Source organism: Mesorhizobium sp. ORS 3428 (assembly GCF_001854785.1).
Classification (GTDB): domain Bacteria; phylum Pseudomonadota; class Alphaproteobacteria; order Rhizobiales; family Rhizobiaceae; genus Mesorhizobium.
In genome coordinates this window covers 167,339-190,608 of the sequence record NZ_MDFL01000002.1, presented here as the reverse complement: position 1 = coordinate 190,608, position 23,270 = coordinate 167,339, and the positions used below count along the sequence as shown (strand labels likewise).

At 63.2% G+C, this 23,270-nt stretch carries 22 protein-coding genes and 1 pseudogene; 12 read left to right on the top strand and 11 right to left on the bottom strand.

All coding sequences use genetic code 11. The features are described 5' to 3' along the window. Positions 1-471, top strand: a pseudogene (locus ORS3428_RS33170) (hypothetical protein); the annotation flags it as partial. 1,715 nt (positions 472-2,186) lie between these two features. Further along, entirely contained in the window at positions 2,187-2,618 is a 432-nt protein-coding gene (locus ORS3428_RS02425) for a cupin domain-containing protein (protein WP_071094208.1), read from the top strand. 72 nt (positions 2,619-2,690) lie between these two features. Here the strand turns inward: ORS3428_RS02425 and ORS3428_RS02420 are convergent, their stop codons facing one another. Further along, positions 2,691-3,146, bottom strand: coding sequence for a carboxymuconolactone decarboxylase family protein (locus tag ORS3428_RS02420; RefSeq protein WP_071094207.1), 456 nt, complete (start codon positions 3,144-3,146; stop codon positions 2,691-2,693). A 112-nt stretch (positions 3,147-3,258) separates the two neighbouring features. After that, a complete protein-coding gene (locus ORS3428_RS02415) occupies positions 3,259-3,714 on the bottom strand; it encodes an SRPBCC family protein (RefSeq protein WP_071094206.1) in 456 nt (151 codons plus the stop codon). Positions 3,715-4,024: 310 nt separating this feature from the next. Between ORS3428_RS02415 and ORS3428_RS02410 the strand changes: the two genes are divergently transcribed. The 3 genes from ORS3428_RS02410 to ORS3428_RS02400 are packed head-to-tail and all read left to right on the top strand — an operon-like array spanning position 4,025 to position 5,845. Beyond that, entirely contained in the window at positions 4,025-4,780 is a 756-nt protein-coding gene (locus tag ORS3428_RS02410) for a copper homeostasis protein CutC (RefSeq protein ID WP_071094205.1), read from the top strand. A gap of 5 nt (positions 4,781-4,785) precedes the next feature. Next, on the top strand, positions 4,786-5,322 hold the full coding sequence (locus ORS3428_RS02405) for a GNAT family N-acetyltransferase (protein ID WP_071094229.1): 537 nt from the start codon (positions 4,786-4,788) through the stop codon (positions 5,320-5,322). Positions 5,323-5,359: 37 nt separating this feature from the next. Continuing rightward, positions 5,360-5,845, top strand: coding sequence for an SRPBCC family protein (locus ORS3428_RS02400; RefSeq protein ID WP_071094204.1), 486 nt, complete (start codon positions 5,360-5,362; stop codon positions 5,843-5,845). A 105-nt stretch (positions 5,846-5,950) separates the two neighbouring features. Here ORS3428_RS02400 and ORS3428_RS02395 read toward each other — a convergent pair whose 3' ends face one another. The 4 genes from ORS3428_RS02395 to ORS3428_RS02380 all read right to left on the bottom strand — a co-directional run bounded on the left by ORS3428_RS02395 (position 5,951) and on the right by ORS3428_RS02380 (position 11,063). Beyond that, a complete protein-coding gene (locus ORS3428_RS02395) occupies positions 5,951-6,973 on the bottom strand; it encodes an acyltransferase family protein (RefSeq protein ID WP_071094203.1) in 1,023 nt (340 codons plus the stop codon). A gap of 203 nt (positions 6,974-7,176) precedes the next feature. Continuing rightward, positions 7,177-7,974, bottom strand: coding sequence for an FAD binding domain-containing protein (locus ORS3428_RS02390; protein WP_071094202.1), 798 nt, complete (start codon positions 7,972-7,974; stop codon positions 7,177-7,179). 117 nt (positions 7,975-8,091) lie between these two features. Then, positions 8,092-10,437 carry a xanthine dehydrogenase family protein molybdopterin-binding subunit gene (locus ORS3428_RS02385; RefSeq protein ID WP_071094201.1) on the bottom strand — a complete coding sequence of 782 codons (2,346 nt, stop codon included), beginning with the start codon at positions 10,435-10,437 and terminating at the stop codon, positions 8,092-8,094. Positions 10,438-10,562: 125 nt separating this feature from the next. After that, the gene (locus tag ORS3428_RS02380; RefSeq protein WP_071094200.1) at positions 10,563-11,063 is read right to left on the bottom strand and encodes a (2Fe-2S)-binding protein; all 501 of its coding nucleotides are present in this window, start codon (positions 11,061-11,063) and stop codon (positions 10,563-10,565) included. Positions 11,064-11,258: 195 nt separating this feature from the next. Between ORS3428_RS02380 and ORS3428_RS02375 the strand changes: the two genes are divergently transcribed. Genes ORS3428_RS02375 through ORS3428_RS02365 form a run of 3 tightly spaced genes read left to right on the top strand, consistent with a single transcriptional unit; the run spans position 11,259 to position 14,382 of the window. Next, entirely contained in the window at positions 11,259-12,509 is a 1,251-nt protein-coding gene (locus ORS3428_RS02375) for an FIST signal transduction protein (protein WP_244507831.1), read from the top strand. A gap of 6 nt (positions 12,510-12,515) precedes the next feature. Then, entirely contained in the window at positions 12,516-13,856 is a 1,341-nt protein-coding gene (locus ORS3428_RS02370; RefSeq protein WP_071094199.1) for a hybrid sensor histidine kinase/response regulator, read from the top strand. Between the two features lie 55 nt (positions 13,857-13,911). Next, complete coding sequence (locus ORS3428_RS02365) at positions 13,912-14,382, top strand: Imm26 family immunity protein (RefSeq protein WP_071094198.1); 471 nt, start codon at positions 13,912-13,914, stop codon at positions 14,380-14,382. A gap of 67 nt (positions 14,383-14,449) precedes the next feature. Here ORS3428_RS02365 and ORS3428_RS02360 read toward each other — a convergent pair whose 3' ends face one another. Next, on the bottom strand, positions 14,450-15,133 hold the full coding sequence (locus tag ORS3428_RS02360) for a response regulator (protein ID WP_071094197.1): 684 nt from the start codon (positions 15,131-15,133) through the stop codon (positions 14,450-14,452). A gap of 192 nt (positions 15,134-15,325) precedes the next feature. Here ORS3428_RS02360 and ORS3428_RS02355 point away from each other — a divergent pair, with 192 nt between their 5' ends. From ORS3428_RS02355 to ORS3428_RS02345, 3 genes are read left to right on the top strand one after another with little or no spacing between them, the layout of a single operon-like run. Continuing rightward, a complete protein-coding gene (locus ORS3428_RS02355) occupies positions 15,326-16,024 on the top strand; it encodes a fumarylacetoacetate hydrolase family protein (RefSeq protein ID WP_071094227.1) in 699 nt (232 codons plus the stop codon). Further along, a complete protein-coding gene (gene maiA / locus ORS3428_RS02350) occupies positions 16,021-16,671 on the top strand; it encodes a maleylacetoacetate isomerase (RefSeq protein WP_071094196.1) in 651 nt (216 codons plus the stop codon). Before ORS3428_RS02355 ends, maiA begins: the two co-directional genes overlap by 4 nt. Positions 16,672-16,689: 18 nt before the next feature. Beyond that, on the top strand, positions 16,690-17,733 hold the full coding sequence (locus ORS3428_RS02345; protein ID WP_071094195.1) for a zinc-dependent alcohol dehydrogenase family protein: 1,044 nt from the start codon (positions 16,690-16,692) through the stop codon (positions 17,731-17,733). A gap of 406 nt (positions 17,734-18,139) precedes the next feature. Here ORS3428_RS02345 and ORS3428_RS02340 read toward each other — a convergent pair whose 3' ends face one another. Further along, positions 18,140-19,003 (bottom strand): DMT family transporter, encoded by an 864-nt coding sequence (locus tag ORS3428_RS02340; protein WP_071094226.1) that lies wholly within the window; start codon positions 19,001-19,003, stop codon positions 18,140-18,142. Between the two features lie 102 nt (positions 19,004-19,105). On the opposite strand from ORS3428_RS02340, the gene ORS3428_RS02335 reads away from it, so the two are divergent. Continuing rightward, positions 19,106-20,527, top strand: a complete 1,422-nt coding sequence (locus ORS3428_RS02335) for an aminotransferase-like domain-containing protein (protein WP_071094225.1) — start codon at positions 19,106-19,108, stop codon at positions 20,525-20,527. A 94-nt stretch (positions 20,528-20,621) separates the two neighbouring features. Here ORS3428_RS02335 and ORS3428_RS02330 read toward each other — a convergent pair whose 3' ends face one another. The 3 genes from ORS3428_RS02330 to ORS3428_RS02320 form a co-directional block, all read right to left on the bottom strand. Continuing rightward, complete coding sequence (locus tag ORS3428_RS02330; protein WP_071094194.1) at positions 20,622-21,119, bottom strand: MaoC family dehydratase; 498 nt, start codon at positions 21,117-21,119, stop codon at positions 20,622-20,624. 187 nt (positions 21,120-21,306) lie between these two features. Beyond that, positions 21,307-21,735, bottom strand: coding sequence for a phasin family protein (locus ORS3428_RS02325; RefSeq protein WP_071094224.1), 429 nt, complete (start codon positions 21,733-21,735; stop codon positions 21,307-21,309). A 68-nt stretch (positions 21,736-21,803) separates the two neighbouring features. Next, the gene (locus ORS3428_RS02320) at positions 21,804-23,099 is read right to left on the bottom strand and encodes a DUF445 domain-containing protein (protein WP_071094193.1); all 1,296 of its coding nucleotides are present in this window, start codon (positions 23,097-23,099) and stop codon (positions 21,804-21,806) included. Positions 23,100-23,270: the final 171 nt, after the last annotated feature.

The window sequence follows — 23,270 nt, the reverse complement described above, 5'->3', positions numbered from 1 at the left end:
GCGGCTGAACAGGAACGAGCCAAGGCTGTTTCGGCAAGGGAGCATGCCGAGCAGGCTGCAGCCGAGACGGCCAAGGCCCTGGCACAAGAACGCGCGTMGACAGCCTCCGCCCAAGGAAACCTCAACAACAAAGCCCGCCTCGAGCCCGGCGCGGCCAGAGCGCTCTTGGGACAGGTCAACAGGCTGAACGAGGCTTTGGACAAGCAGCGTGAAGCCACAGTTTCTCTAGCCCGAGACCTGGCCGCCGTGCGCGCGGACAATGACAGGCTCAGGGCCGGCCGCCGCAGCGCAAAGATTGAGCCGCCGCTGAAGCCGCGCTCCAGCCGCGCATCGGCCGACACAGGTCAGGTGAAGGCTGTCAGCCAGAAGACCCCGCGCAGCAAGGTTCGTAATCGGTCGCGGGTGATCAGCATGCGCGCGATCGCGCTTCCCTTTTCCCTCCGGCCAAGAAACTCGACGACGTCGGATTGATTTACAAACGACTGCGCAGTCGCACATTCAAGTCGGCAAAGAGTTCCGCGCTTTCAGCTATCTCAGACCGACCACACTGCCTTTCGCGTTCAGCTCGCACCCGATCGGCGCCTGACGCGTCTCCACGCTGCCTTGACGTTCGTAGTCGATGCTCACCTGAATGGGCGCCGAGATCCTATGTCGGCTCAAACGGCGTATCGAACCTGCGCTGCTGACGCTCACACTGGTCGCGCCAAACGTGGCGGCGGCCTGCTCGATTGCGTCACGGCAGGCGCGAACGACCTTATCCGGGACGCCCGGCACGGCTTCGATTGGATAGAACGCTGGTGGTATGGTGCTGTCCTCGGGAGGCTGGAGGGCGGGCGGGAGGTCGAGCGACCGTCCACCGTCCGTGGACCGGTCGACTCTCGCGGCTGTAGCGCCCGGAGTTGGTGTCACCGACCCTGTGATACCGGTCCCTGGATCCGCCGGCGGCGGGTCCGATGGCGGACTGCTGGAGGGGCTGGGATCGCCGCCAGGTCCCTTATGCGGGCTGCCGGTATCGCCTTCGTCGTGCGGGCTGCCAGCGTCCTGACTTCCGTCATCACCATGCTGGCTGCCGGCGCCCTGATCCCCGTCATCATGTTGGCCGCCGCCATTGTCATGCCCTCCGCCCTGCTGGCCGGCTGCAGCTCCTGCGCAAGCAGCCGCAATCGAGCACGCGAACGCGAAATATGCGAGGCTGTGTCCAGGGGAGCGACGCATGGCAACCTCCAAAGCCGCGTCGGCCCGCCGTCCTTCCGCGGCATGCAGTCAGAACGGCGCTGCGGCCGATGCCCCCAAGCAAAACTCGCGACTACGCGCCACGCAACTAACTAGGGGATGAATCCGGCGTATCAAGGACGCGGTGGATGTCGACGAATGGCCCGCATCACCCTTCAATGAAATCCGGCGACCTAACTCGAGATCGGAATAGGCACTGCCGTCGCGCTCGCCTTCGCGGGATAAGAAAACGCCCACCACGTTTTCCGCAGCGGGCGCTAGTTCGGGAGGAAATAAGACACGTTCGGTCTGCGGTGCCCCTTGCCCGTCGATAACGCTACGCCTCACTGAGCTGGATAATAAGCGCGCTCCGGTTGAAGCGCTGCTTATTCGAGTTGCGTGATATTTCTGCCACAGACATAAAACGCCTGGCCACTGAACAGCCGAACCAAAGAATCYGCGCAACACGAGTTGCGAAATGCACTCGCGTCCTTATTGGCGGGCGGCAAAGAGAAGCGCCTTATGTTCTGAGCAGCTTTCAGGAACAGGGGCCTCCAGCGCTGCTTGCCTGGCCTGACAGCATCGTTTGTGAATTGCCGGTTTCGGTCCGCCCGGCCGGTGCCTGGCATTTATGACGGGAGACGGGAGCGCTAACCCGTTCGTATTAGCGCTCCTCTAATATGATCAATTGACAGGGGCGCCCAATCGGCGCGCCATGCCGGCACTGCCGTGTGCGCCCTTGGCACGCCGCAGAGGCCTTCGGTGGACCCACCCAACAAAATAACACCAGGCCGGGCTGGCTCGCGTCTTGTGGAAGCAGGCGCGAGCCAGTTTGGCGCCTTGGAAACTCGCCGGGGCTCCATCGGTTCCGGCCCGGTGCGCCAGATCTTATCAACATGGGCAAGTTTCCAGCACACCGTCCTTGCGCGCCGATGGCGCCTGGGCGATCTTGCCGACCATTTCGGGGAGGACCCATGCGAAATATTCCGGCCTTGGCGCTGCTGCTGGCGGCTGCCCTTTACGCAACCACCGCCAGCGCGCTGGACACCAGGGGCACGCCGGTTGTCGTGACGCCGCTGGCGTCCAAGACGACGACCGCCTCCGGCCAGCCAATCACGCTGCCTCAGCAGAATGTCGAGGTCCAGGTTTCGGCCTACCAGATTGCGCCGGGCGCGACGCTCCCGGTGCACAAGCATCCCTTCCCGCGCTACGCCTATGTCGAGGCCGGCACGCTCAAGGTCACCAATGTCGAGACCGGCATCAGCAACACCTACAAGACCGGCGATTTCATCATCGAGATGATCGGCCAGTGGCACCAAGCCACCAATATCGGTCCCGATCCGGTCAAGCTCCTGGTGATCGACCAAGTCGAACAAGACGCCAAGAACACGATCTTGAAAGAGTAAGCCGGGCGAGCAGCCAGGCCGCTTCACGGGGAGGCGCCCGCCCCAAGGCAGGCGCTGCCCCTTCTTCCCAACTCAGCTCCAGGCGCCCACCGGCTGCCGGGTCGGCGCGTTCAGGCGGTTGAACGCGTTGATCAGGGCGATCTGGATCACCAGCGCCGCAAGCGCCTTGTCGTCATAATGTCGGGCGGCCTCGTCCCAGACATCGTCCGGCACGGCGTCGGAACGGTCGGCCAATCGCGTCGCGGCTTCCGTCAGTGCAAGTGCTGCGCGCTCGGCGCCGGTGAAATAAGGCGTTTCCCGCCAGGCCGACACGGCAAAAATCCGCTCGTCCTTCTCGCCGGCCTTCTTCAACTCGCGCGCGTGCATGTCGACGCAAACGCTGCAGGCATTGATCTGGCTGGCGCGCAGATGGACGAGCTTGCGCGTCACATAAGGCACCTCGGCGACTTCGGTCGACTTGTCGAGCGCCAGCAGTGCCTGCAGGGCGCCTGGGATGAGCATCAGCGGGTTTTTCAATCTTGCTTCCATGGTCGGTCTCCTTTGGACGTGTTTTCGCGAGCCCTGACTGCACTGCATCAGGGATCAGGTCTGGTTTGCTGTTGTCAGGTCGCGCGCTTCAGCCAGCGCAATGCCGGCAATATCAGCCCAGCCCAGCCGCGACTTGTTCGAGCCGCTCGAGGATGCGTGGCCAGCCGCTTCCCATGGCTTTGTAGCCAGGCTCGTCTTGCGGCCTGAAGCMCGATTGCTCCATTCGCACCCGTGTGGACGCCCCCTCGGGCGTCAGCGACCAGGTCACAACGGTCTTCAAGCCGCTGTCCGACTCGCTTCCATCACCCCAGCTGTAAGCAAGCAGACGCGGCGGCTCGACCTTGAGGACCACGCAGTTGACCACGCCTGACCAGCCACGCACAGGCTTCGCGCGGAAGGTGAAGCGGCGGCCCTCAACGGGTTCAAAATCGTTCTCCATCAGCCACTCGGCCACCAAATGCGGAGAGGTCAGCGCGCGCCATACCTTGTCGGCCGCGWACGGAAGGAGGCGCTCGACAAGGATCGATTTGGTCTCATTTGCCGCCGGTCTTTCCGTGGTGTCATTCATGACATTCTCCTTATCCAGTGTTTCCAACAATGTCTCCAGAGCCATGACATGGCGCTGCCAGGATTCTGTGGGGAGTTCTGTCCGGGCTCGACGAGGAACCTTGCCCAACATTCGCCGGGCATTTCCATCCAGATCAATAACCCGTCAGCTATGGGTCCATCTATAACCATGGAGTTATTGATGTCAACGGGCTTTTTGCACTCGCTCGGATATGACAGTGCTCCATTGCTGGACCGATCGTTCCGGCTTTCGCGGCAACCGGCCCGATGCTAGGGCTGGTCGCCCTGTTTTGAAGCATGGATGGACATCTGTGACGGACGCCCGACAGCCGCTGATCGAAATCTGCGTCGAAGGCATTGACGGGTTGCTCGCCGCGCAAGCCGCCGGCGCCGACCGGGTCGAACTATGCGCCAGCCTCGTCGAAGGCGGCATCACACCGAGCCTCGGCACAGTGCGCGCCGCACTCGAACGCGCGACCATCCCCTTCCACGTCATCGTTCGCCCGCGCGGCGGCGACTTCCTCTACAGCGAGGCCGAATACCGCTCGATGCTCGCCGACGTCGGCGCCTTGCGAGACCTCGGCGTGGCCGGCGTCGTCGTCGGGTGCCTGACCGCCGACGGCGCCATCGACGAGGCGCGCATGAGCGAACTGGTGCGCGCCGCAGGCCCTCTCAACGTCACCTGCCATCGCGCCTTCGACATGACGCGGGACCCGGCCGAGGCGCTTGAAGCGCTGATCCGCTGCAAGGTCGGCCGCGTATTGACCAGCGGCCAGCGCGACACCGCGCTGGAGGGTGCCGAACTTCTTGCGCAACTCGTTCGCCAGGCCGGCGGACGCATCATCATCCTCGGCTGCGGCGGGCTGGCGCCGGACAATATCGGTGAAGTCCTGAGGCGAACCAGGCTGAGCGAAGTGCATTTCGCAGCCCTCGCCGATGTGCCGAGCGCCATGCGCTATCGCAACCCGCATGTCGGCATGGGCGGCACCGACCTCGATCGCGAATACCGCAACACGGTGACCGACGAGGCCCGGGTGGCGGCGACGATCGCCGCCGCGAGGACGTGATGACCATGTCGAAGGATCCGTTGCCGATCGAGAGGATCGCGGCCGCCGACGAGGCGGCCATCCTCGCCCTCAACAACGAGCATGCGGCCGAATTGTCCTGGCTCGAGCCGGAGCAGCTCTCCTTCCTGCTCAAGGAGGCGTTCTACACGCGCCGCATCGGCGCGCTCGAAGCCTTCATCATGTGCTTCGATCAGGACGCCCTCTACGACAGCCCGAACTTCCTCTGGTTTCGCGAGCGCTATCCGCGCTTTGTTTATGTCGACCGCGTCGTCGTGGCCGCGGAAGCGCGTGGGCGCGGCCACGCCCGTTGCCTCTATGTGGATCTGTTCGAGCAGGCCCGGCGCGCCGGTCACACAATGGTCACTTGCGAGGTCAACGCCGATCCGCCGAACCCTGTTTCGGACGCCTTCCACGCCGCGCTCGGCTTTGCCGAGGTCGGCGATGCCGTGATCCACGGCGGCGAGAAGTCGGTGCGCTATTACGCCAGGTCGATCGCGGGCCGATCATCAGCAGCGGCGCCGCTGGCAATGAAAACAAGCTGAAGCTAATGTGGTCGCTCCTCGGGTTCGGGGCGAGCACATGCCAAGCAATGTCTTCCGATTCGACGAGAGCTGGGACATCCCGGAAGCGCCGCCACAGGAGGTATGGGACGTCCTTTCCGATGCCGAGTTGCTGCCGCTCTGGTGGGGCGATGCCTATAAGGAGGTCGAGCCGCTCGACAAGAAGGGCAAGGGCGTCGTCGGCTCGCGGGCGAGAGCCAGGGCGCGAGGCGCCCTGCCCTATGAGCTGAACTTCATCATCGAGGCCGCCGAGCTCGAGCCGGGCCGTCTGGTGGTGGTGAAGACTTTCGGAGACTTCGACGGGCTGTGGCGAGCCGAGCTGTCGCCGTCCGGAACCGGCACGCATGTGAAGCTCACCTGGCAGGTCACGGTGGAAAGGCCGATCCTCAAATTCTTCGCGCCGCTGCTCAGACCGGCCTTCGCATGGAACCATCGCTGGACCACGCCGCGCGGCGAAGCCGGCCTTCGCCGCTATCTCGCCGCGCAAAAGAGCGGCAAGGCCTGACCTCGAGCATGATCCCGAAAAGGGAATCCGGTTTTTGCTGCGCTGACCTTCGGTTCGGAAAAGATCATGCTCAAACAAAGAGGTAGAGCCAGGCTCTACCTCTACTCACCAATTGCGGTTGAGCCAGCCACGGGCCGGCTTTTCGACGAGGTAGTAGCTTGTGAGCGCGCAGGCGAAGACCGCGGCCAGCATCGGGCCCGGCCCGCTGTTCCGCTCATGGACGAATTTGTAGAAGGGCTCCTGCCAGAGATAGAGCGAATAGGACCACAGCCCGAGCATCACCATCGGTCGCGATGACAGCAACCCGGTCAGGTAGCCGCCGGCAAAGTCGAGCGCGTTGACCGAGAGCGCCAGCATCGGCACGCCGAACAGATAGTGCACGGGAGTGGGCACGGGATTGAGGAACAGCAACACCCCGCCGGCGGCCGCTGCAAGCGCCAGATGCCGGTTCTTCRGGAACGCCGGCAGGCGCCCGTCGGCCTTCAGCAGGCATATCGCCGCGGATACCAGGATCGACGCGATGTGGACGTCGGTCCGCCAGTAGCTGGTCTCGTAGTTCATGCCGAGAGCCCAGTACGAAATCGCGCCGTTGGCCATGGCAAGAAGCGACAGCACAATAAGCAGTCGCACGACGTTCTTGCGGCCGGAAACCGCCAGGCTGATCAGCGCCAGGAGGACATAGGAATGCTCCTCGACGCAGAGCGACCAGATATGGTCGAGCGCGCCGGCGCGGTTGATGAGAATGCCGGCATAATTGTAGGTGAACGTCAGGACCGTCAGCGCCGCCTTCCATTTGAAGGCGATGAAAGTGCCGGCGAGCCCGACCATGGCGGCGACCACGAATACCAGCAGCGCAGGATAGATGCGCGAGAAGCGGCGTTTGAAGAATGTCTTCAGCGGAAAGTGTTCGATGAACAGGATCTCCGCCATCAGCCGCCCGCTGAGCACGAAGAAGAACTCGACGCCCATGACGCCGAGATTGATGCCGGATATCGGAAAGAAGTGGCCGATCAGAACCAGCGCGATCGACAATCCGCGCCAGCCGTCGAGATAGGCCAGTCTCGTCCTTGCCGCCTTGTCGGCTGCAGCCCTGGGCAGGGCTACAGCCGCCGCGGAGATGTCGGTCATGCCCGTCCCTTCGCAACTCGATCCGAACGCGGTGCCGATAGCCGCCTTCGAACCCCTCTCGTTTTTCTGTCCGGATTCTGCAGTGCGRCATAAATTTGTGCAAGCGCGAAGCCGCTGTTTGACCGACGCTGCCGGACAAACTGTTGTGACTGCAAAGAAAAAGGGGCCGCGACGGCCCCTTCCCTTCGTCCAGGCAGTGGCGTTCAGGCGTTGGCCGCGGCCACCGCGCGCCTCGCCATCACCGCGATCAGATTCGCGCGGTGGTCGGCCGAAGCATGCATGTCGCCCATCAGGCCCTTGGCAGGCACCTTGAGGCCTGCGAGCGCCGAAGCATCGAAATTCTTCGCCAGCGCCGCCTCGATTTCCTTGGAACGAAAGACGCCGTCGTCGCCGGCACCGGTCACGGCGGCCCTGACCCCATCCTTGCCCTTGGTCACGAACACGCCGACAATCGCATAGCCCGAGGCCTGGTTGCGGAACTTCTGATAGCCCGCCTTGGCCGGCGCAGTGAAGGTGACAGCGGTGATGATCTCGCCGTCCTTCAGCGCCGTCTCGAACAGTCCCTTGAAGAACTTGTCGGCGGCGATCTCCCGTTTGTTGGTGACGATCGTTGCGCCGAGCGCCAGCAGCGCAGCCGGATAGTCGGCCGCCGGATCGTTGTTGGCGATGGAGCCCCCGATCGTGCCCTTGTAGCGCACTGCCGGATCGCCGATCAGCGAGGCCATTTGAGCGAGCGCCGGGCAGGCCTTCTTCAGCTTTTCGTCATTGGAAACGTCATAATGCGTCGTCGCCGCGCCGATGATCACGGTCTTGCCCGACACCTTGACGCCCTGCAATTCCTTCACCCGGGATATGTCGACCAGATCGGAAGGCGCTGCAAGTCGCGTCTTCATCGCCGGGATCAGCGTCATGCCGCCGGACAGCAGCTTGRCATCGCCGCTCTTCAACAGCTTTGCGGCGWCGGCGACCGAGGCGGCGCGATGGTAGTTGACTGAGTACATTTGTTTTTCTCCCTTGGGGAAAGGAGCCAATAGGGAGTAGCGAATAGCGAATAGGATCTTTCCTTCGCACCGCGCTTGTTCCCTATTCGCTACTCCCTATTCGCTATTCGCTTCTTTTCAGTGCTTGGCGTGGATAGCCGACCACACGGTCGACGGCGTTGCCGGCATGGCGATATCGGCGACGCCGAGCGCATCGGTGATGGCGTTGATCACCGCCGGCGGCGARCCGATCGCGCCGGCCTCGCCGCAACCTTTGATACCGAGYGGATTGCCGGGACACGGCGTGTTCGAGGTCGAGACCTTGAACGAGGGCAGATCGCCGGCGCGCGGCATGGTGTAGTCCATGTAGCTCGCCGTCAGCAGCTGCCCGCTCGCGTCATAATGCGCCCCTTCCAGCAGCGCCTGGCCGACGCCTTGCGCGATGCCGCCATGCACCTGCCCCTCGACGATCATCGGGTTGATGATGTTGCCGAAATCGTCGGCCGCGACGAACTGGATGATCTCGGTCAGGCCGGTTTCCGGATCGATCTCGACCTCGCAGATGTAGCAGCCCGCCGGGAAGGTGAAGTTCGACGGATCGTAGAAGGCGGTTTCCTTCAGGCCGGGTTCCATGCCGGCCGGCAGGTTGTGGGCGGTGTAGGCGGCAAGCGCCACTTGGAACCAGGGCAGGCTCTTGTCGGTGCCGGCCACCTTGACCTCGCCGTTCTCGATGACGATGTCGCCCTCGTCCGCTTCCAGCAGATGCGCCGCGATCTTCTTGGCCTTGGCCTCGACCTTGTCGAGCGCCTTGACGACAGCAGACAGGCCGACCGCGCCGGAGCGTGAGCCGTAAGTTCCCATGCCCATCTGCACCTTGTCGGTGTCACCGTGGACGATCGAGACAGTGTCGATCGGCACGCCGAAGCGCTGGTTGACCACCTGCGCGAAGGTCGTCTCATGACCTTGCCCATGGCTGTGCGAGCCGGTCAGCACCTCGATGGTGCCGACGGCGTTGACGCGCACCTCGGCCGATTCCCAGAGGCCGACACCGGCGCCAAGCGAACCGACCGCCGACGAAGGCGCGAGGCCGCAGGCCTCGATGTAGCAGCTCATGCCTATGCCGCGCAGCTTGCTGCGCTTGGCGGCATCCGCCTTGCGCTTGGTGAAGCCGGCATAGTCGGCCGCCTTCATCGCAGCGTCGAGCGAGGCGTTATAGTCGCCGGCGTCGTAGCTCAGGATCACCGGCGTCTGGTGCGGGAAGGACGTGATGAAGTTCTTGCGCCTCAGCTCCGCCGGCGACACGCCAAGCTCGCGCGCGGCCGCCTCCATCGTGCGCTCCAGGACATAGGTCGCCTCCGGCCGCCCTGCCCCGCGATAGGCATCGACGGGTGCGGTGTTGGTATAGACGGTGCGCACATTGGCGTGGATGGCCGGGATGTCGTATTGGCCCGACAGAAGCGTGGCGTAGAGATAGGTCGGCACGCAGGACGAGAACAGCGACATGTAGGCGCCGAGATTGGCTATTGTGTCGACCTTGAGGCCGGTAATCCGGTTGTCCTTGTCGAACGCCATTTCCACCGTCGAGACATGGTCGCGGCCATGCGCGTCGGCGAGGAAGCTCTCGGTGCGGTCGGCGACCCATTTGACCGGCACGCCGGTCTTCTTCGACGCCCACAGGCAGACGATCTCTTCCGGATAGATGTAGATCTTGGAGCCGAAGCCGCCGCCGACATCGGGCGCGATCACCCTGAGCTTGTTTTCCGGCGCGACATTGTAGAAGGCGCTCATCACCAGCCGCGCGACATGCGGGTTCTGCGACGTTGTCCAGCAGGTGTAGTGGTCCTCGGCCTTGTCGTAATGACCGAGCGCGGCCCTGGGCTCCATGGCATTCGGCACCAGACGGTTGTTGACGATCTTCATGCGCGTGACATGCGCCGCCGACTTGATCGCCGCATCGACCGCCTTGGCGTCGCCGATCTCCCAGTCGAAGATCAGATTGTTCTCGGCCTCGGCATGGATCTGCGGCGCCCCGGGCTGAAGCGCCTTTGTGGCGTCGACCACTGCCTTCAGCTCCTTATAGGTGATTTCGACCGCCTCGGCGGCGTCGCGCGCCTGGCCCTTGGTGTCGGCAATGACGATGACGACGGCGTCGCCGACATAGCGCACCTTGTCGACCGCAAGCGGCGACCACGCGCCCATCTTCATCGGCGAGCCGTCCTTGGAATGGATCATCCAGCCGCAGATCAGGTTGCCGATGCCGTCGGCCTTGAGCTCCTTGCCGGTCAGCACCCCGACGACACCGGGCATGCCTTGAGCCTTCTTCACATCGATCTTCTTGATCTGCGCATGCGCGTGCGGGCTGCGCACGAACACGGCATGCTTCATGCCGGGAACCACCATATCGTCGACATAGCGGCCGCCACCGGTGATGAACCTCTTGTCTTCCTTGCGCGCCACGCGAGCGCCGACACCTTCGATACCCATTGCGGAAATTCCTCCCGAAAATAGCGAGTAGTGAGTAGCGAATAGCGAGTAGTAAATGGGTCGAGCGAAGGGCAGTCGGAAGGAAACCGACTATTCGCTGCTCCCTGTTCGCTACTCGCTCAGCTTCACGCTGCTTGCCTGRCCTTGCCCTTCGATCCCTTCGCCATCGCTTGCGATGCGGCGAGGATCGCCTTCACGATGTTGTGGTAGCCGGTGCAGCGGCAGATATTACCTTCGAGCTCGGTGCGCACGGTGGTCTCGTCCAGGCCTTCCGGATGGCGCGCGATCATGTCCGTGGCGGCCATGATCATGCCCGGCGTGCAGAAGCCGCACTRCAGACCGTGATGTTCCTTGAAAGCCRCCTGCACCGGGTGCAGCTCGGCGCCGTTTGCCAGTCCCTCGATTGTGACGATCGTCGATCCCGAGGCTTGGACGGCGAGCATGGAACAGGATTTCACAGCCCTGCCGTCGACATGCACGACGCAGGCGCCGCACTGCGATGTATCGCAACCGACATGCGTCCCAGTAAGACCGAGATGCTCTCTCAGGAAATGYACCAGCAGCGTTCGGTCTTCGGCACTCCCGCTGACCCGCTTCCCATTCACTGTCAACGACACGTCCGACATGCAACCTCCCCTGGGTATAACCTTGGTCATCGCGTTGCCGATGCCGTGCCTGTGCTTCGGCAGTGCGTTAGTTACACACCGTACAACGGGCAAAACAGCCCTGCCAACGCTCCTCCCATTGTACTTTCGATCATGGCAAAAGCGCTGCGCGCCACAGCGCCCGGCCCATTGCCAAAACCGGGATTGAAGGCAAAGATGCCTTCGACGCGCGCGTGCCTGACACGCAAAAAGACACGCATAAAAGATAGCGTTGGAGGAATTGCGGGAGAAGGCAAGCTGGCCAGTTCGAGCACGCGCTACGCATGCGGCCTCTCGGCGCTCACTACAGATGAGCCCGACCCAGATGCCTTTGCCAAGGCAATCGCGGCCGAAGCGGCCGCCGTTGACGCCGGCTTCGCGCTGCTCTTCTTCTCCCAAAGCCTCGTCGACGCATCGGCGCTGGCGCATGCGCTGAAGGCGCATGCGCCTTCGCTGGCCTATGCCGGATGCTCGACCGCCGGCGAGATCACGCCGCAGGGACTGGAGGAAGGCCATGTGCTCGCCCTGCTTCTGCCGTCGGCGTCGTTTTCGACCGTCAGCACCATGGTCGACAATCTCTCATCGTCCGGCATGGACAGGATCACCGGTGAGGTCGCCTCACTGAGGCGGCAACTGCGCGGCCGCGTCGGACACGGCCGGACCAAGAGCACCTTTGCGCTCTGCTTCATCGATGGGCTGTCCTATGCCGAGGAGGCGGTCACCTCCGCCATACACTGGGGGTTGGACGACATTCCGCTGATCGGCGGCTCCGCCGGCGACGACCTGAAATTCGAGACGACCAGGCTGATCTCGAACGGCAAAGTGGCTTCCGACAGCGCCATCATCGTGCTGATCGCAACCGAGATCCCCTTCCACGTCTTCAAGACCGACAATTTCATCCCCACCGACGAGAAGCTGGTGGTGACGGCATCCGATCCAGATCATCGCATCGTGCGCGAATTCAACGCCACCAACGCAGCGGAGGAATATGCCGCCTCCGTCGGCATCGTGCCGCAGACGCTGACACCGCTGAGCTTCGCCTCCCACCCTGTCGTGGTGAAGGTGGGCGGCGAATATTATTGCCGCTCGATCCAGCGCATGCATGCCGACGGCTCGCTGTCCTTCTTCTGCGCCATCGACGACGGCGTCGTTCTGTCCATCGCCCAGCCCAAGAACATGGTGGAAGCGACRCGCGCCGCCCTGCTGGATGTCGAACGCAAGCTCGGCGGCATAGACATGGTCCTCGGCTTCGATTGCGTGCTGCGCCGGCTGGATGCGCGCAACCGCCAGGTCTTCCGCGACATTTCCGAACTCTACCGAGCCAACAATGTCATCGGTTTCGGCACCTATGGCGAACAGTATCGCTCGATGCATCTCAACCAGACCTTCACCGRCATCGCCTTCGGCGAGCGCCAGGCGGCCGAGTGAGGCGCCATGCCGCTCAGGGACATCGAAGATCTCGAAAAGCTGAAGAAGATCAACGCCGCCCTCGTCAGCCGCGTCGAGCGCTCGATGGACCAGCAGGGCAATGCCTTCTCGCTGTTCCAGACCGCGATCTCGCTGGAAAACCGGGTGCGCACCCGCACCGAGGAACTGCACGCGACGCTGCGCCGGCTCGAGCAGTCGAACATCGAGTTGGTGGCTGCCAAGGAAACGGCTGAACTCGCCAATCTTTCCAAGACTAGGTTTCTCGCCGCCGCCAGCCACGACGTGTTGCAGCCGCTCAATGCCGCGCATCTGTCGGTCTCGGCGCTTGCCGAAGTGCAGACCAGTGACGAAGGCAGGAAGCTCGTGCGGCAGGTCGAGCGCTCGCTGGAAACGATGGAAGACCTGCTGCGCACGCTGCTCGACATCTCCAAGCTCGACGCCGGCGTGGTGCAGCCGGAAATCGGCGACGTCAGCCTGGAGGCGCTGTTTTCCTCCCTGCGCTCGGATTTCCTGCCCGAGGCGGAAAAGAAGGGGCTGTCGCTGAAGTTCCGGCCGGTCAATGTCGTCGTGCGCTCCGACCGGACCCTGCTGCGACGCATCCTGCAGAACATCCTCTCCAACGCGCTGCGCTACACGCGCACCGGCGGCGTGCTGGTCGGCACCCGGCATCGCGGCTACACCATCCGCATCGACGTCGCCGACACCGGCTGCGGTATCCCGGACGACCAGCGCGAGGCGGTCTTCGAGGAGTTCCACCGCGGCACCCCGACCCTCGCCGAGGGCAGGTTGGCGGGAGGGCTGGGTCTCGGTCTGGCGATCGTGCGCCGCATGGCGGCTGCACTTGGCCATCCCGTCACCTTCTCATCGAAGGTCGGACGCGGAACCATCTTCCATATCGACGTGCCGGTCGGCATCAGCGCCGCGGCCGAGCCTGCCGCGGGCTCCGCCGACATGGAGCGGCCGCGCGGCTACGGCCTGTTCGGCACCAAGGTGCTGCTGGTCGAGAACGACGCCGATGTGCTGAGCGCCATGACCTCGCTGCTCGAGCGCTGGCAGTGCCTGGTTCGCGCCGCGACCTCGACCGACGATGCGCTCGACCTCATCGGCGACACCGACTGGGTTCCCGACATCATCATCGCCGATCAGCACCTCGACGGCGGYGACCTCGGCACAGCGACAATAGCCGAAGTGCGCGACTATCTCGGCCGTCCCGTGCCCGCCCTGATCGTTACCGCCGACGGCTCGGAACTCGTTGCCAAGGCCGCCCGCGCCGCTGGGATCGAGCTTATGCGCAAGCCGCTCAAGCCAGCACAGCTGCGAGCGCTATTGGCACATCTGCTGGCTTAGAAATAACGCACTTCCAGCGTGCTGCGCGCAATCTAGGGATAGAGTAATATTTCAGATGAAACCACTACCTTACAGAGAAGGCACTTTATTTGCCATTCCGTTGAGACCAGGCGGGTATGGGGTTGGCTTGGTGGCTCGTATGGCTCCAAAGGGAAAGATTATTCTTGTATATCTATTTGGATCAAAGCGTCTGCACTTACCAAATGCGGATGAATTAAACGATATAAACCCAGATGACGCGATCATGCGTCTACGGTGCGGTGATCTCGGTTTAATTAATGGAAAATGGATAATCATTGGGCAAATGAAAATTTTGGAGGCAGAAAAATGGCCTATGCCAGACTTCGTGCACAAAGATAGCCTTTCTAATCAAATTCTTATTCGAGAATACTCCGATTCTGATCCATCGAAGCTCGATCGCCAATATTACGCAGCTTCAGCARCAGCCGATTTGGAGCCGGACGGACTACACGGGTACGAGATGGTCGAATCGATTCTGACCAAGCAACTAAACCCCACCGATTAAGGAATCACGGTGACCGTGTGAATTACGGTGACATGAATTACGGTGACAGTGCACTCTTTACGCTAACTCAAAATCCCGCCTGATCCCTAAAAAGCTCGGCATTATCGAGCTTCGACACCTCGATCACCGCTTGCGTGCGGCTATAAACATTGAGCTTGCGCAGGATTTCCGAGACATGCGCCTTGACGGTGGTCTCGCCGACCTGAAGCTCGTAGGCGATCTGCTTGTTGAGCATGCCCTGGCGCAGCATCTGCAACACCCTGAGCTGCTGCGGCGTCAGCTTGGCCAGGCGCTGCACCATGTCGGCGCGGTCGGTGCTGTCCGGGTCCGGCGGCAGGCCTTCGTAATTTTCCGGCACATAAACCGCGCCGTCCATCACCGAGCGTATGGCGGCGGCGAGGTCGCTCTTCCTCGCCGATTTCGGAATGAAGCCGGCGGCGCCGTAGGACAGCGCCTCCGAAATGATCTTCGGCTCCTCATAGCCGGACACGATCACCACCGGTAGGCGCGGATAGCGGGTCCTGAGCTGCAGCAGCCCTTCGAAACCATGCACGTCGGGCATGCTGAGATCGAGCAGCGCCAGGTCGAACGRCTTTGCGCCGGCGAGGAGATCGATCGCTTCCGCGATCGAGCGCGCCTCGACGGTGTCGACGTCCGGATAGGCCATCTGTACGGCACTGTGCAGCGCCTCGCGGAACAGCGGGTGGTCGTCGATGATCAGGAAACGGGCGCGATCGGTGACGGCGGTCATGGCATCAATTCGGTTTCGTCGGGCACAGGATAGCCCCGTCACCATGGTCAGATTATTGCCAAATAGTACATCGTCCGAAAGCCGCCTGCCGGCAAAACGACAGGGCCAATGGTTTCCAGGCCTTAATGCCTTGCCCGCCTGGCGAAATCGGCCGAATGTGTGGACGGATTCATGACCATGCAGAGAATGCCGATGACCGACTTCGTCCTCCCGCCGCCAGCGATCGCTTCGGTCGCCGTCGTCGGCACGGCGGAGCGGTTTGCCGTGCGCCGCATCTTCTGCGTTGGGCGCAACTACGCGGCGCATGCGCGCGAGCTCGGCAATGACGAGCGCGACCCACCTTTCTTCTTCAGCAAGYCGGCCGACGCGGTGGTCGACAGCGGCGCCGAGATCCCCTACCCGCCCTTGACCGCCAATCTGCATCACGAGATCGAGCTGGTCGTCGCGATCGGCAAGRCAGGCTTCCGCATTCCGCGCGCCGAAGCGCTCGCCCATGTCTGGGGTTATGGCGTCGGTATCGACCTGACCCGCCGCGACCTGCAGGACCAGGCGAAGAAGGCGGCCCGCCCCTGGGACTGGTCGAAGGCGTTCGATCAGTCTGCGCCCTGCGGCCCGCTGCTGCCGGTCGCGAAGTCAGGCCATCCCGAAAAGGGCCGCATCTGGCTCGCCGTCAACGGTGAAGTAAGACAGGACGGCGACCTCGCTGAGCAGATCTGGCCGGTCGCCGATGTCGTCTCGATCTGCAGCGAGGCTGTCGAACTCCAGCCTGGCGACCTGATCTTCACCGGCACGCCGGCCGGGGTCGGCGCGGTTCAGGCCGGCGACAAGATCACCGGCGGCGTCGACAGCGTCGGCACCGTCGAGGTGACCATCGGGCAGYCGAAGCCATGAGCGACCTCGTCCTTCACAACTACTACCGCTCTTCCACCTCCTACCGGGTGCGGATCGCGCTGGAGATGAAGGGGCTGAGCTACACCTATGTGCCGCATCATCTGCGCCACGGCGAGCATCTCGAGCCCGCCTATCTGGCGGTCAACCCGCAGGGGCTGGTGCCGGCGCTGGTGCTGGACGACGGCACGCTGCTGACCCAGTCGCTGGCGATCATCGAATATCTCGACGAGATCGCGCCCGAGCCGCCACTGCTGCCGAAGGATGCGCTTGCGCGCGCCCGCGTCAGGATGCTGGCGCAGATGATCGCCTGCGACATCCACCCGGTGAACAATCTGCGTGTGCTCACGTCACTGCGCACCTTGTTCGGCGCGGGCGATCAGGATGTCGTCAACTGGTTCCGGCACTGGGTGAATGAAGGCTTCCAGCCGCTTGAGAAGATTCTGGCTTCGTCGCGTGAGACCGGCACATTCTGCCATGGTGACGAACCAGGGCTGGCCGATATCTGCCTTGCCGCCCAGGTCACCAGCAATGYCCGCTTCGGCGTCGACATGACGCCCTATCCGGTGATCTCGCGCATCCACGCCGCCTGCATGGCCCTTCCCGCCTTCCACAAGGCGGCACCGCAGAACCAGATCGATGCCGAATAACACCATAAGGACTCACCAATGAAAGCTGTCGTCTTCGAAAAATTCGGCGAGGCGCCGACGATCCAGACTGTGCCCGATCCGAAGCCTGCGGCTGACGGCGTCGTCATCAAGGTCGAGGCGACCGGCCTCTGCCGCAGCGACTGGCATGGCTGGATGGGGCACGACGACGGCATCACGCTGCCGCATGTCCCCGGCCACGAGTTGGCGGGCGTCGTTGTTGCCGCCGGCAAGCAGGTGAGCCGCTGGAAGGCGGGCGACCGAGTCACTGTTCCCTTCGCCGTCGGCTGCGGCCGCTGCTTCGAATGCACCTCCGGCAACCATCAAGTCTGCGAGCACCAGACCCAGCCGGGCTTCACCGGATGGGGCTCGTTCGCCGAATATGTCGGCATCGAGCATGCCGACACCAACCTCGTGCGGCTGCCCGAGGAGATGGAATTCGCCACCGCCGCCAGCCTCGGCTGCCGTTTCGTCACTTCGTTCCGCGCCATTGTCGACCAGGGCCGGGTGACACCCGGCGAATGGGTGGCGGTGYATGGCTGCGGCGGAGTCGGCCTCTCGGCGATCATGATCGCCAGCGCCATGGGCGCCAATGTCATTGCCATCGACCTCACTGACGAGAAGCTGGAGTTCGCCAGGAAGATCGGCGCCGTGGCGACGATCAACGCCTCGACAACACCGAACGTGGTCAAGGCCGTCAAGCAGATCACCAATGGCGGCGCGCATATGTCGATGGACGCACTCGGTCACCCCGCGACATCCTTCAATTCGATCGCCAATCTGCGCCGCCGCGGCCGCCATGTTCAGGTCGGGCTGATGCTGGCCGAGCATGCACGCCCGCAAATACCGATGGACAAGGTGATCGCCTTCGAGCTCGAAATCCTTGGCAGCCACGGCATGCAGGCCTATCGCTACTCGGCGATGATGGAGATGATCCGCACCGGCAAGCTGAAGCCTGAGCTGCTGGTCGGCAAGAAGATCAGCCTCGAAGAGGCGCCCGCCGCGTTGATGGCGATGGGCGGTTTCGAGGGCATCGGCATCGGCGTGGTGACGAAATTTCAGTAAGGGGTGACCGGAAATAGGGGCCGGAAATTTCCGCTTTACAATTGGTGCAGAGCCAACCACAATCTAAGGTAGTGCAATACGCAACAGCAGGTTGCGATCCTCGTGTCTGCAAGGTTGGCAATGAGATTCTTTTTGATCTGCCTCCTTTTGCTTTGGCCTGCGTTCGGAGCGTGCGCGAAAGATAGCGCCGTTGCTAATGGAGCCCAGACGCCCAGCCAAGGATGAGAGTCGCCTGGAAAGAACCTTCCGAGGATGCTGTGTGCGTGCGGCAGGATTTCGAATGGACCGGACGCAAATTCGTCGAGCGCTACGAGGATCGGGAGAAAGCTGACGTCGATTCTCCTGAATGTCCCGGGTTGGCGTATATCGGTAAGAGGCGTCAGTAAGCTTCAGCGGCAAGGACATCCTACCGCGCAAACTTCTTTGCCCCGAACACGCAGGCCACCACGCCGAGCGTGACGACCACCATCAGCGGGCTGACCTGCTCGTGCAGCAGGCTCGCCGCCAGCGCCAGGCCGAAGAAAGGCTGCAGGAGTTGCAATTGCCCGACGGCGGCGATGCCGCCTTGTGCCAGGCCGCGATACCAGAACACGAAGCCGATCAGCATGCTGAACAGCGAGACATAGGCGAGGCCGATCCATGCGCCGGAGCCGACTGCGGCGAAGGACGGCGGCAGCGTCGCCAATGTCAGCGCCAGCATGACCGGAAGCGACAGCGCCAGCGCCCAGCAGATCACCTGCCAGCCGCCGAGCCTGCGCGACAGCGCGGCGCCCTCGGCGTAGCCCAGCCCGCAGGCGATGATGGCGGCGAGCATCAGACTGTCGCCGACCGGCGATGCGGTCACACCTTGCGACAGGGCAAAGCCCGCGACGAGTGCGCTGCCCAGGCAGGAAAACAGCCAGAAGGCCGGGCGCGGACGGTCGCCGCCGCGCAGCACGCCGAAGATCGCCGTGGCCAGCGGCAGCAGGCCGACAAAGATGATCGAATGCGCCGCAGTGACATGTTTGAGCGCCAGCGCCGTCAGCAGCGGAAAGCCGACCACGACGCCAAGCGCAACGACGACAAGCGAAACCAGGTCCCCCCGCTCCGGGCGCTTCTCGCGAAACAGGACGAGCATCGCGATCCCGAGCAAGCCGGCGATCGCCGCCCGTGCAGAAGTCAGGAAGGTCGGGTTGAAATCCACCACAGCCACGCGCGTCGCCGGCAGCGAGCCACTGAAGATCAGCACGCCTATGAAGCCGTTGAGCCAGCCGTTGAAACTCTTGTCCATCATCCGCTCCGTTTGCGCTTCCCTACCGGTGCAGCGCATGGTTTTGCCAGAGACAATGGAGTACAATTGCGCAAAACTGTAATGGTCTTCTGGGAAGTACAGATGGACAAGCCCGACCCGAAAGCCGCCAATGCCGGAACGCTCGTCGAAGCCGTCATGGCGGCAATCCGGCAACGGATCGCCGCGCGCAGCCTGACGCCGGGCGCGCGCCTGCCCTCGATCCGCGCCTTCGCCGCCACGATGCGGGTGTCCAAGTCGACCGTGGTGGAAGCTTATGACCGGCTCGCCGCGGAAGGCACGATCCGCTCACGGCCCGGCTCGGGCTTTTTTGCCGCCGGACCGCTCGCGCCGCTGTCGCTTGCCGAGATCGGCCCGCGTCTCGACCGGGCCGTCGATCCGCTCTGGGTCTCGCGCCAGGCGCTGGAGGCAGGCGGTGACATGCTGAAACCCGGCTGCGGTTGGCTGCCGGCCTCATGGATGCCGCAGGCAGCGTTGCGCCGTGCCCTGCGCGGAGCAGCTAGAGCCGACGACGCGACGCTTGCCGACTACGGCACGCCGCTTGGCCTGCCGGCGCTGCGGCAGCTTCTCGCCCGCCGCCTGACGGCGCACGGCGTCGAGGCCTCGCCTGACCAGATCATGCTCACCGAATCCGGAACCCAGGCGATCGACCTTTTGTGCCGCTTCCTGCTCGAGCCGGGCGACACGGTGCTGGTCGACGACCCCTGCTATTTCAACTTCCATGCGCTTCTGCGCGCCCATCGGGCCAAGGTCGTCGGTGTCCCCATGACGCCGACAGGACCTGATATCGACCTGTTCGCGCAGGCGCTCGCCGAGCACCGGCCGCGCCTCTACATCACCAATTCCGCGCTCCATAACCCGACCGGCGCGGTGCTCTCGCCGGTGGTTGCGCACAGGCTGCTCAAGCTCGCCGACCAATCGAACCTCGCCATCGTCGAGGATGACATCTTCGCCGATTTTGAGCACACACCGGCGCCGCGACTGGCTGCCTTCGACGGCCTGGGCCGCGTGGTCCAGATCGGCTCCTTCTCCAAGACGCTGTCTGCCTCGGTGCGTTGCGGCTTCATCGCGGCACCGCGTGACTGGATGGAGGGATTGATCGACCTCAAGATCGCCACCTCTTTCGGCGGCGGGCGGCTCTCCTCGGAACTGGTACTGACGCTGCTGAAGGACGGCAGCTACCGCAAGCATGTCGAGCAGTTGCGAGCCCGGCTGGCGCGTRCCATGGCCGAGACCGCCGACAAGCTGAAGTCGATAGGCATCACGCCCTGGATCGACCAGCCCACCGGCATGTTCCTATGGTGCCGCCTGCCCGAAGGCATCGACGCCGCCGATGTCGCCCGCCATGCCCTGGCGGAAAATATCGTGCTGGCACCCGGCAATGCCTTCAGCCTGTCGCACACGGCAGGTCACTTCATGCGCTTCAACGTTGCCCAATGCGCCGACGAGCGCATATTCAGGGTGCTTGAGGAGGCGATGGCCGCATCAGGTCGCAAAGCCGCGTAGCCTCAACTGCCACGCCGCTCTCATGTCATGGATGCTTTGRCCGACAAAGGCCGGAAGCACAGGTTACGTCTTCAGATGGTCGCGGGACGGGCTCTCAAGCTCCTGCCCGCCTGCGGCGCTCGTAGAGCATCACCAGCGTCTCGGCGGTCAGTGCCGGCTTCTGCTCGCCTTCGATCTCGACGGTGTTCGCCGCTTTCATCAGATACTGGCCGGGACCGAGGTCTTCCATGGAAAGCAAGGTCGTGCGCAGCCTGATGCGCGCGCCGGACTTCACCGGAGCCAGGAAGCGCACCTTGTCGAAGCCGTAATTGAAGGCGGCTTGCGTGTTTTCCGGTACGATGCCCATGTCCAGCGCCAGCGCGCCGATCATCGCCAGCGTCAGGTAGCCATGTGCGATCGTAGTGCGGAACGGGCTCTGCCGTTTCGCGCGCTCGGGATCGACATGGATCCACTGATGGYCGCCCGTGCATTCGGCAAACTGGTCGATGCGCTGYTGATCGACCGTCGCCCAATCCGACACGCCGATCTCCTGACCGGCCATTGTGCGCAACTGTTCGAAGGTCGGCGGYGTTCTCGGCCGATTTTCCGTCATTCCTGCTTTCCCGGTGGCTACTGCCAGTCTCCCGACCATGAACCTGCGGCTCCTGTCAATTCGCGACCCTGCGATTTCGCCTTTAGGGTTGACGGTTTTGCGGTGAGCTGAGAACGCGCAGCCACACGAACCGGTTGCTCAATGGCCAGCACCCGATCTGAAAAAACCGATAGCTACGCCGGATCGTTCACTTCCCGTCGTAGCCGGCGCGGATTTCCGCCATCGCATCCTTGATCCTGTCGCGCAGGATTTCGATCGATTCCGTGCCGGACTTCTTGACCAGCTCGGCCACCTCGCCGGCATTCTTCAGCGTTGTCTCGAAGGATTTCCTGGCGAATTCCACCTGCTTCGTCATCAACTCCTGCGGACTGCCCGGAGCCTGGTAGTTCTGCGCCATTCGGGTGATTTCGCCGAGCGCCTCCTGCACCATCTCGTGCTGCCGCGACATAACCGAAGTCGCGCCGGCGACACTTGCCTTGGCCGACTTTTCGAGAGCTTCGAGATTCTTGCGGTGGTGATCGAGGATCGCCTGGACGTYGACCTTGGGTAGCTTCAGGTCGCGGCCGAACCTGCTGAACATGTCCAGGAACGAGTCGGATTCCGGTTGTCTCGCCATGTCATTGCCTCCCGATCCGCCGCGTTTTGCGGCGCCCTGCAAGGAGAATAGTGCGCGCCCGGCCCGCGTCAATTGAGGAGAAAGAGCCACTCTGCCGTGTAGAGCACCAGACCGGCCAAGCCGCCGATCACCATGCCGTTGAAGCGGATATATTGCAGGTCCTTGCCGATATTCACCTCGATCAGCCGCGTCAGTTGGGCAAGGTCCCAGCGCTTGACCTGGTCGGCGATAAACTTGGACACACCGCTCTTCTGGCTCTCGACGAAGGAGGCGAGCGCCACGACGAAGCCCTGGTTCATATCGGCCCTGATCTGTGCATCGTCGGCCAGATGCCGGCCGACCTCCACGAACATGTTGGCGAGATGCTCGCGGATCGCAGAATTGGGCGCGTTGRCATCCTGTTCGATGAACAGGCGCAGGCTTGCCCACGTGTCGCCGGCCAGCGCCTTCACCTCCGGCCGGGSGAGGAAATCGCGCTTCAGCTTCTCAGCGCGTCTTGCATATTGCCTGGATGTCCGAAGCCGCTCGACGAACCCAAGCGCGAAACGATCGAATTCGGCACGCATCGGATGGTCCGGGTCGGCCCGCACCTCCTCGAGCAGCGATCCGGCGGAAGCGACGATCTTCTTCAGGAGATAAGCGTCGGCGCGAAACAGGTTGAACAGCGAGGGCAGTTCCTCGCGGATCTTCTCGCGCATCGTCGCCAGCGCCTTCTCGTCGTTCAGGAAACGCCCGACCACCCTGATGAACTGGTCGAACAGCTTCTGATGCCGGCGGTCCTCGGTCAGCGCCGACAACAGCTCCGCCGCGAGCGGCGCCAGCGGCACCTTGTCGATCTGCTCCAGCATGCGGCTGGAGACGAAGTCGCGCAACCCGGACTGCTCCACCRCCGTCAGCGTTTGCGGCACCAGCCGGGCGACGAACCGCGACAGATCGGCGGCGCGTTTGGCGTCAGCCAGCCAGTCRGCGACCAGAGCGGCAAAATCGACCTCGGCAAGCTTTTCGCGTACCGGCTCGGGCGCGAGGAAGTTCGCCTCTATGAAGCGGCCGAGATTGTCGGCAATGCGGTGCTGGTTCTCCGGGATGATGGCGGTATGCGGGATCGGCAGTCCGAGCGGCCGCCTGAACAGCGCCACAACCGCATACCAGTCGGCCAGGCCGCCGATGGTCGCCGCCTCGGCAAAGGCGGCGACGAAGCCGAGCCACGGGTAGCTGCCCTGGAATGACTTGGCGAGCGCAAAGACAAGGATGCACAAAGCGAGCGTTGCGGTCGCGATGAACTTGGTCCGCCGCAATGCCGAAAGCTTTGCTTGTGCATCGGCGTCGAATCGGACCGGCGCGAGGGCTTGAGCTGGTTGTGACATGGAAAGCCGTTTCCTTGTTGCACCCGGACTTGCACCCGGACCTATCTAGTGCCTGCGCCGGCGAAACGCTCGCTTCAAAGCGTATTGGCTGCATGCGCGCCCGCGCGCACAAAAAGTTGACACGATTATTCAGCTATGTGCCGGTCCAGTCTGGAATTGTTCCAAACTATG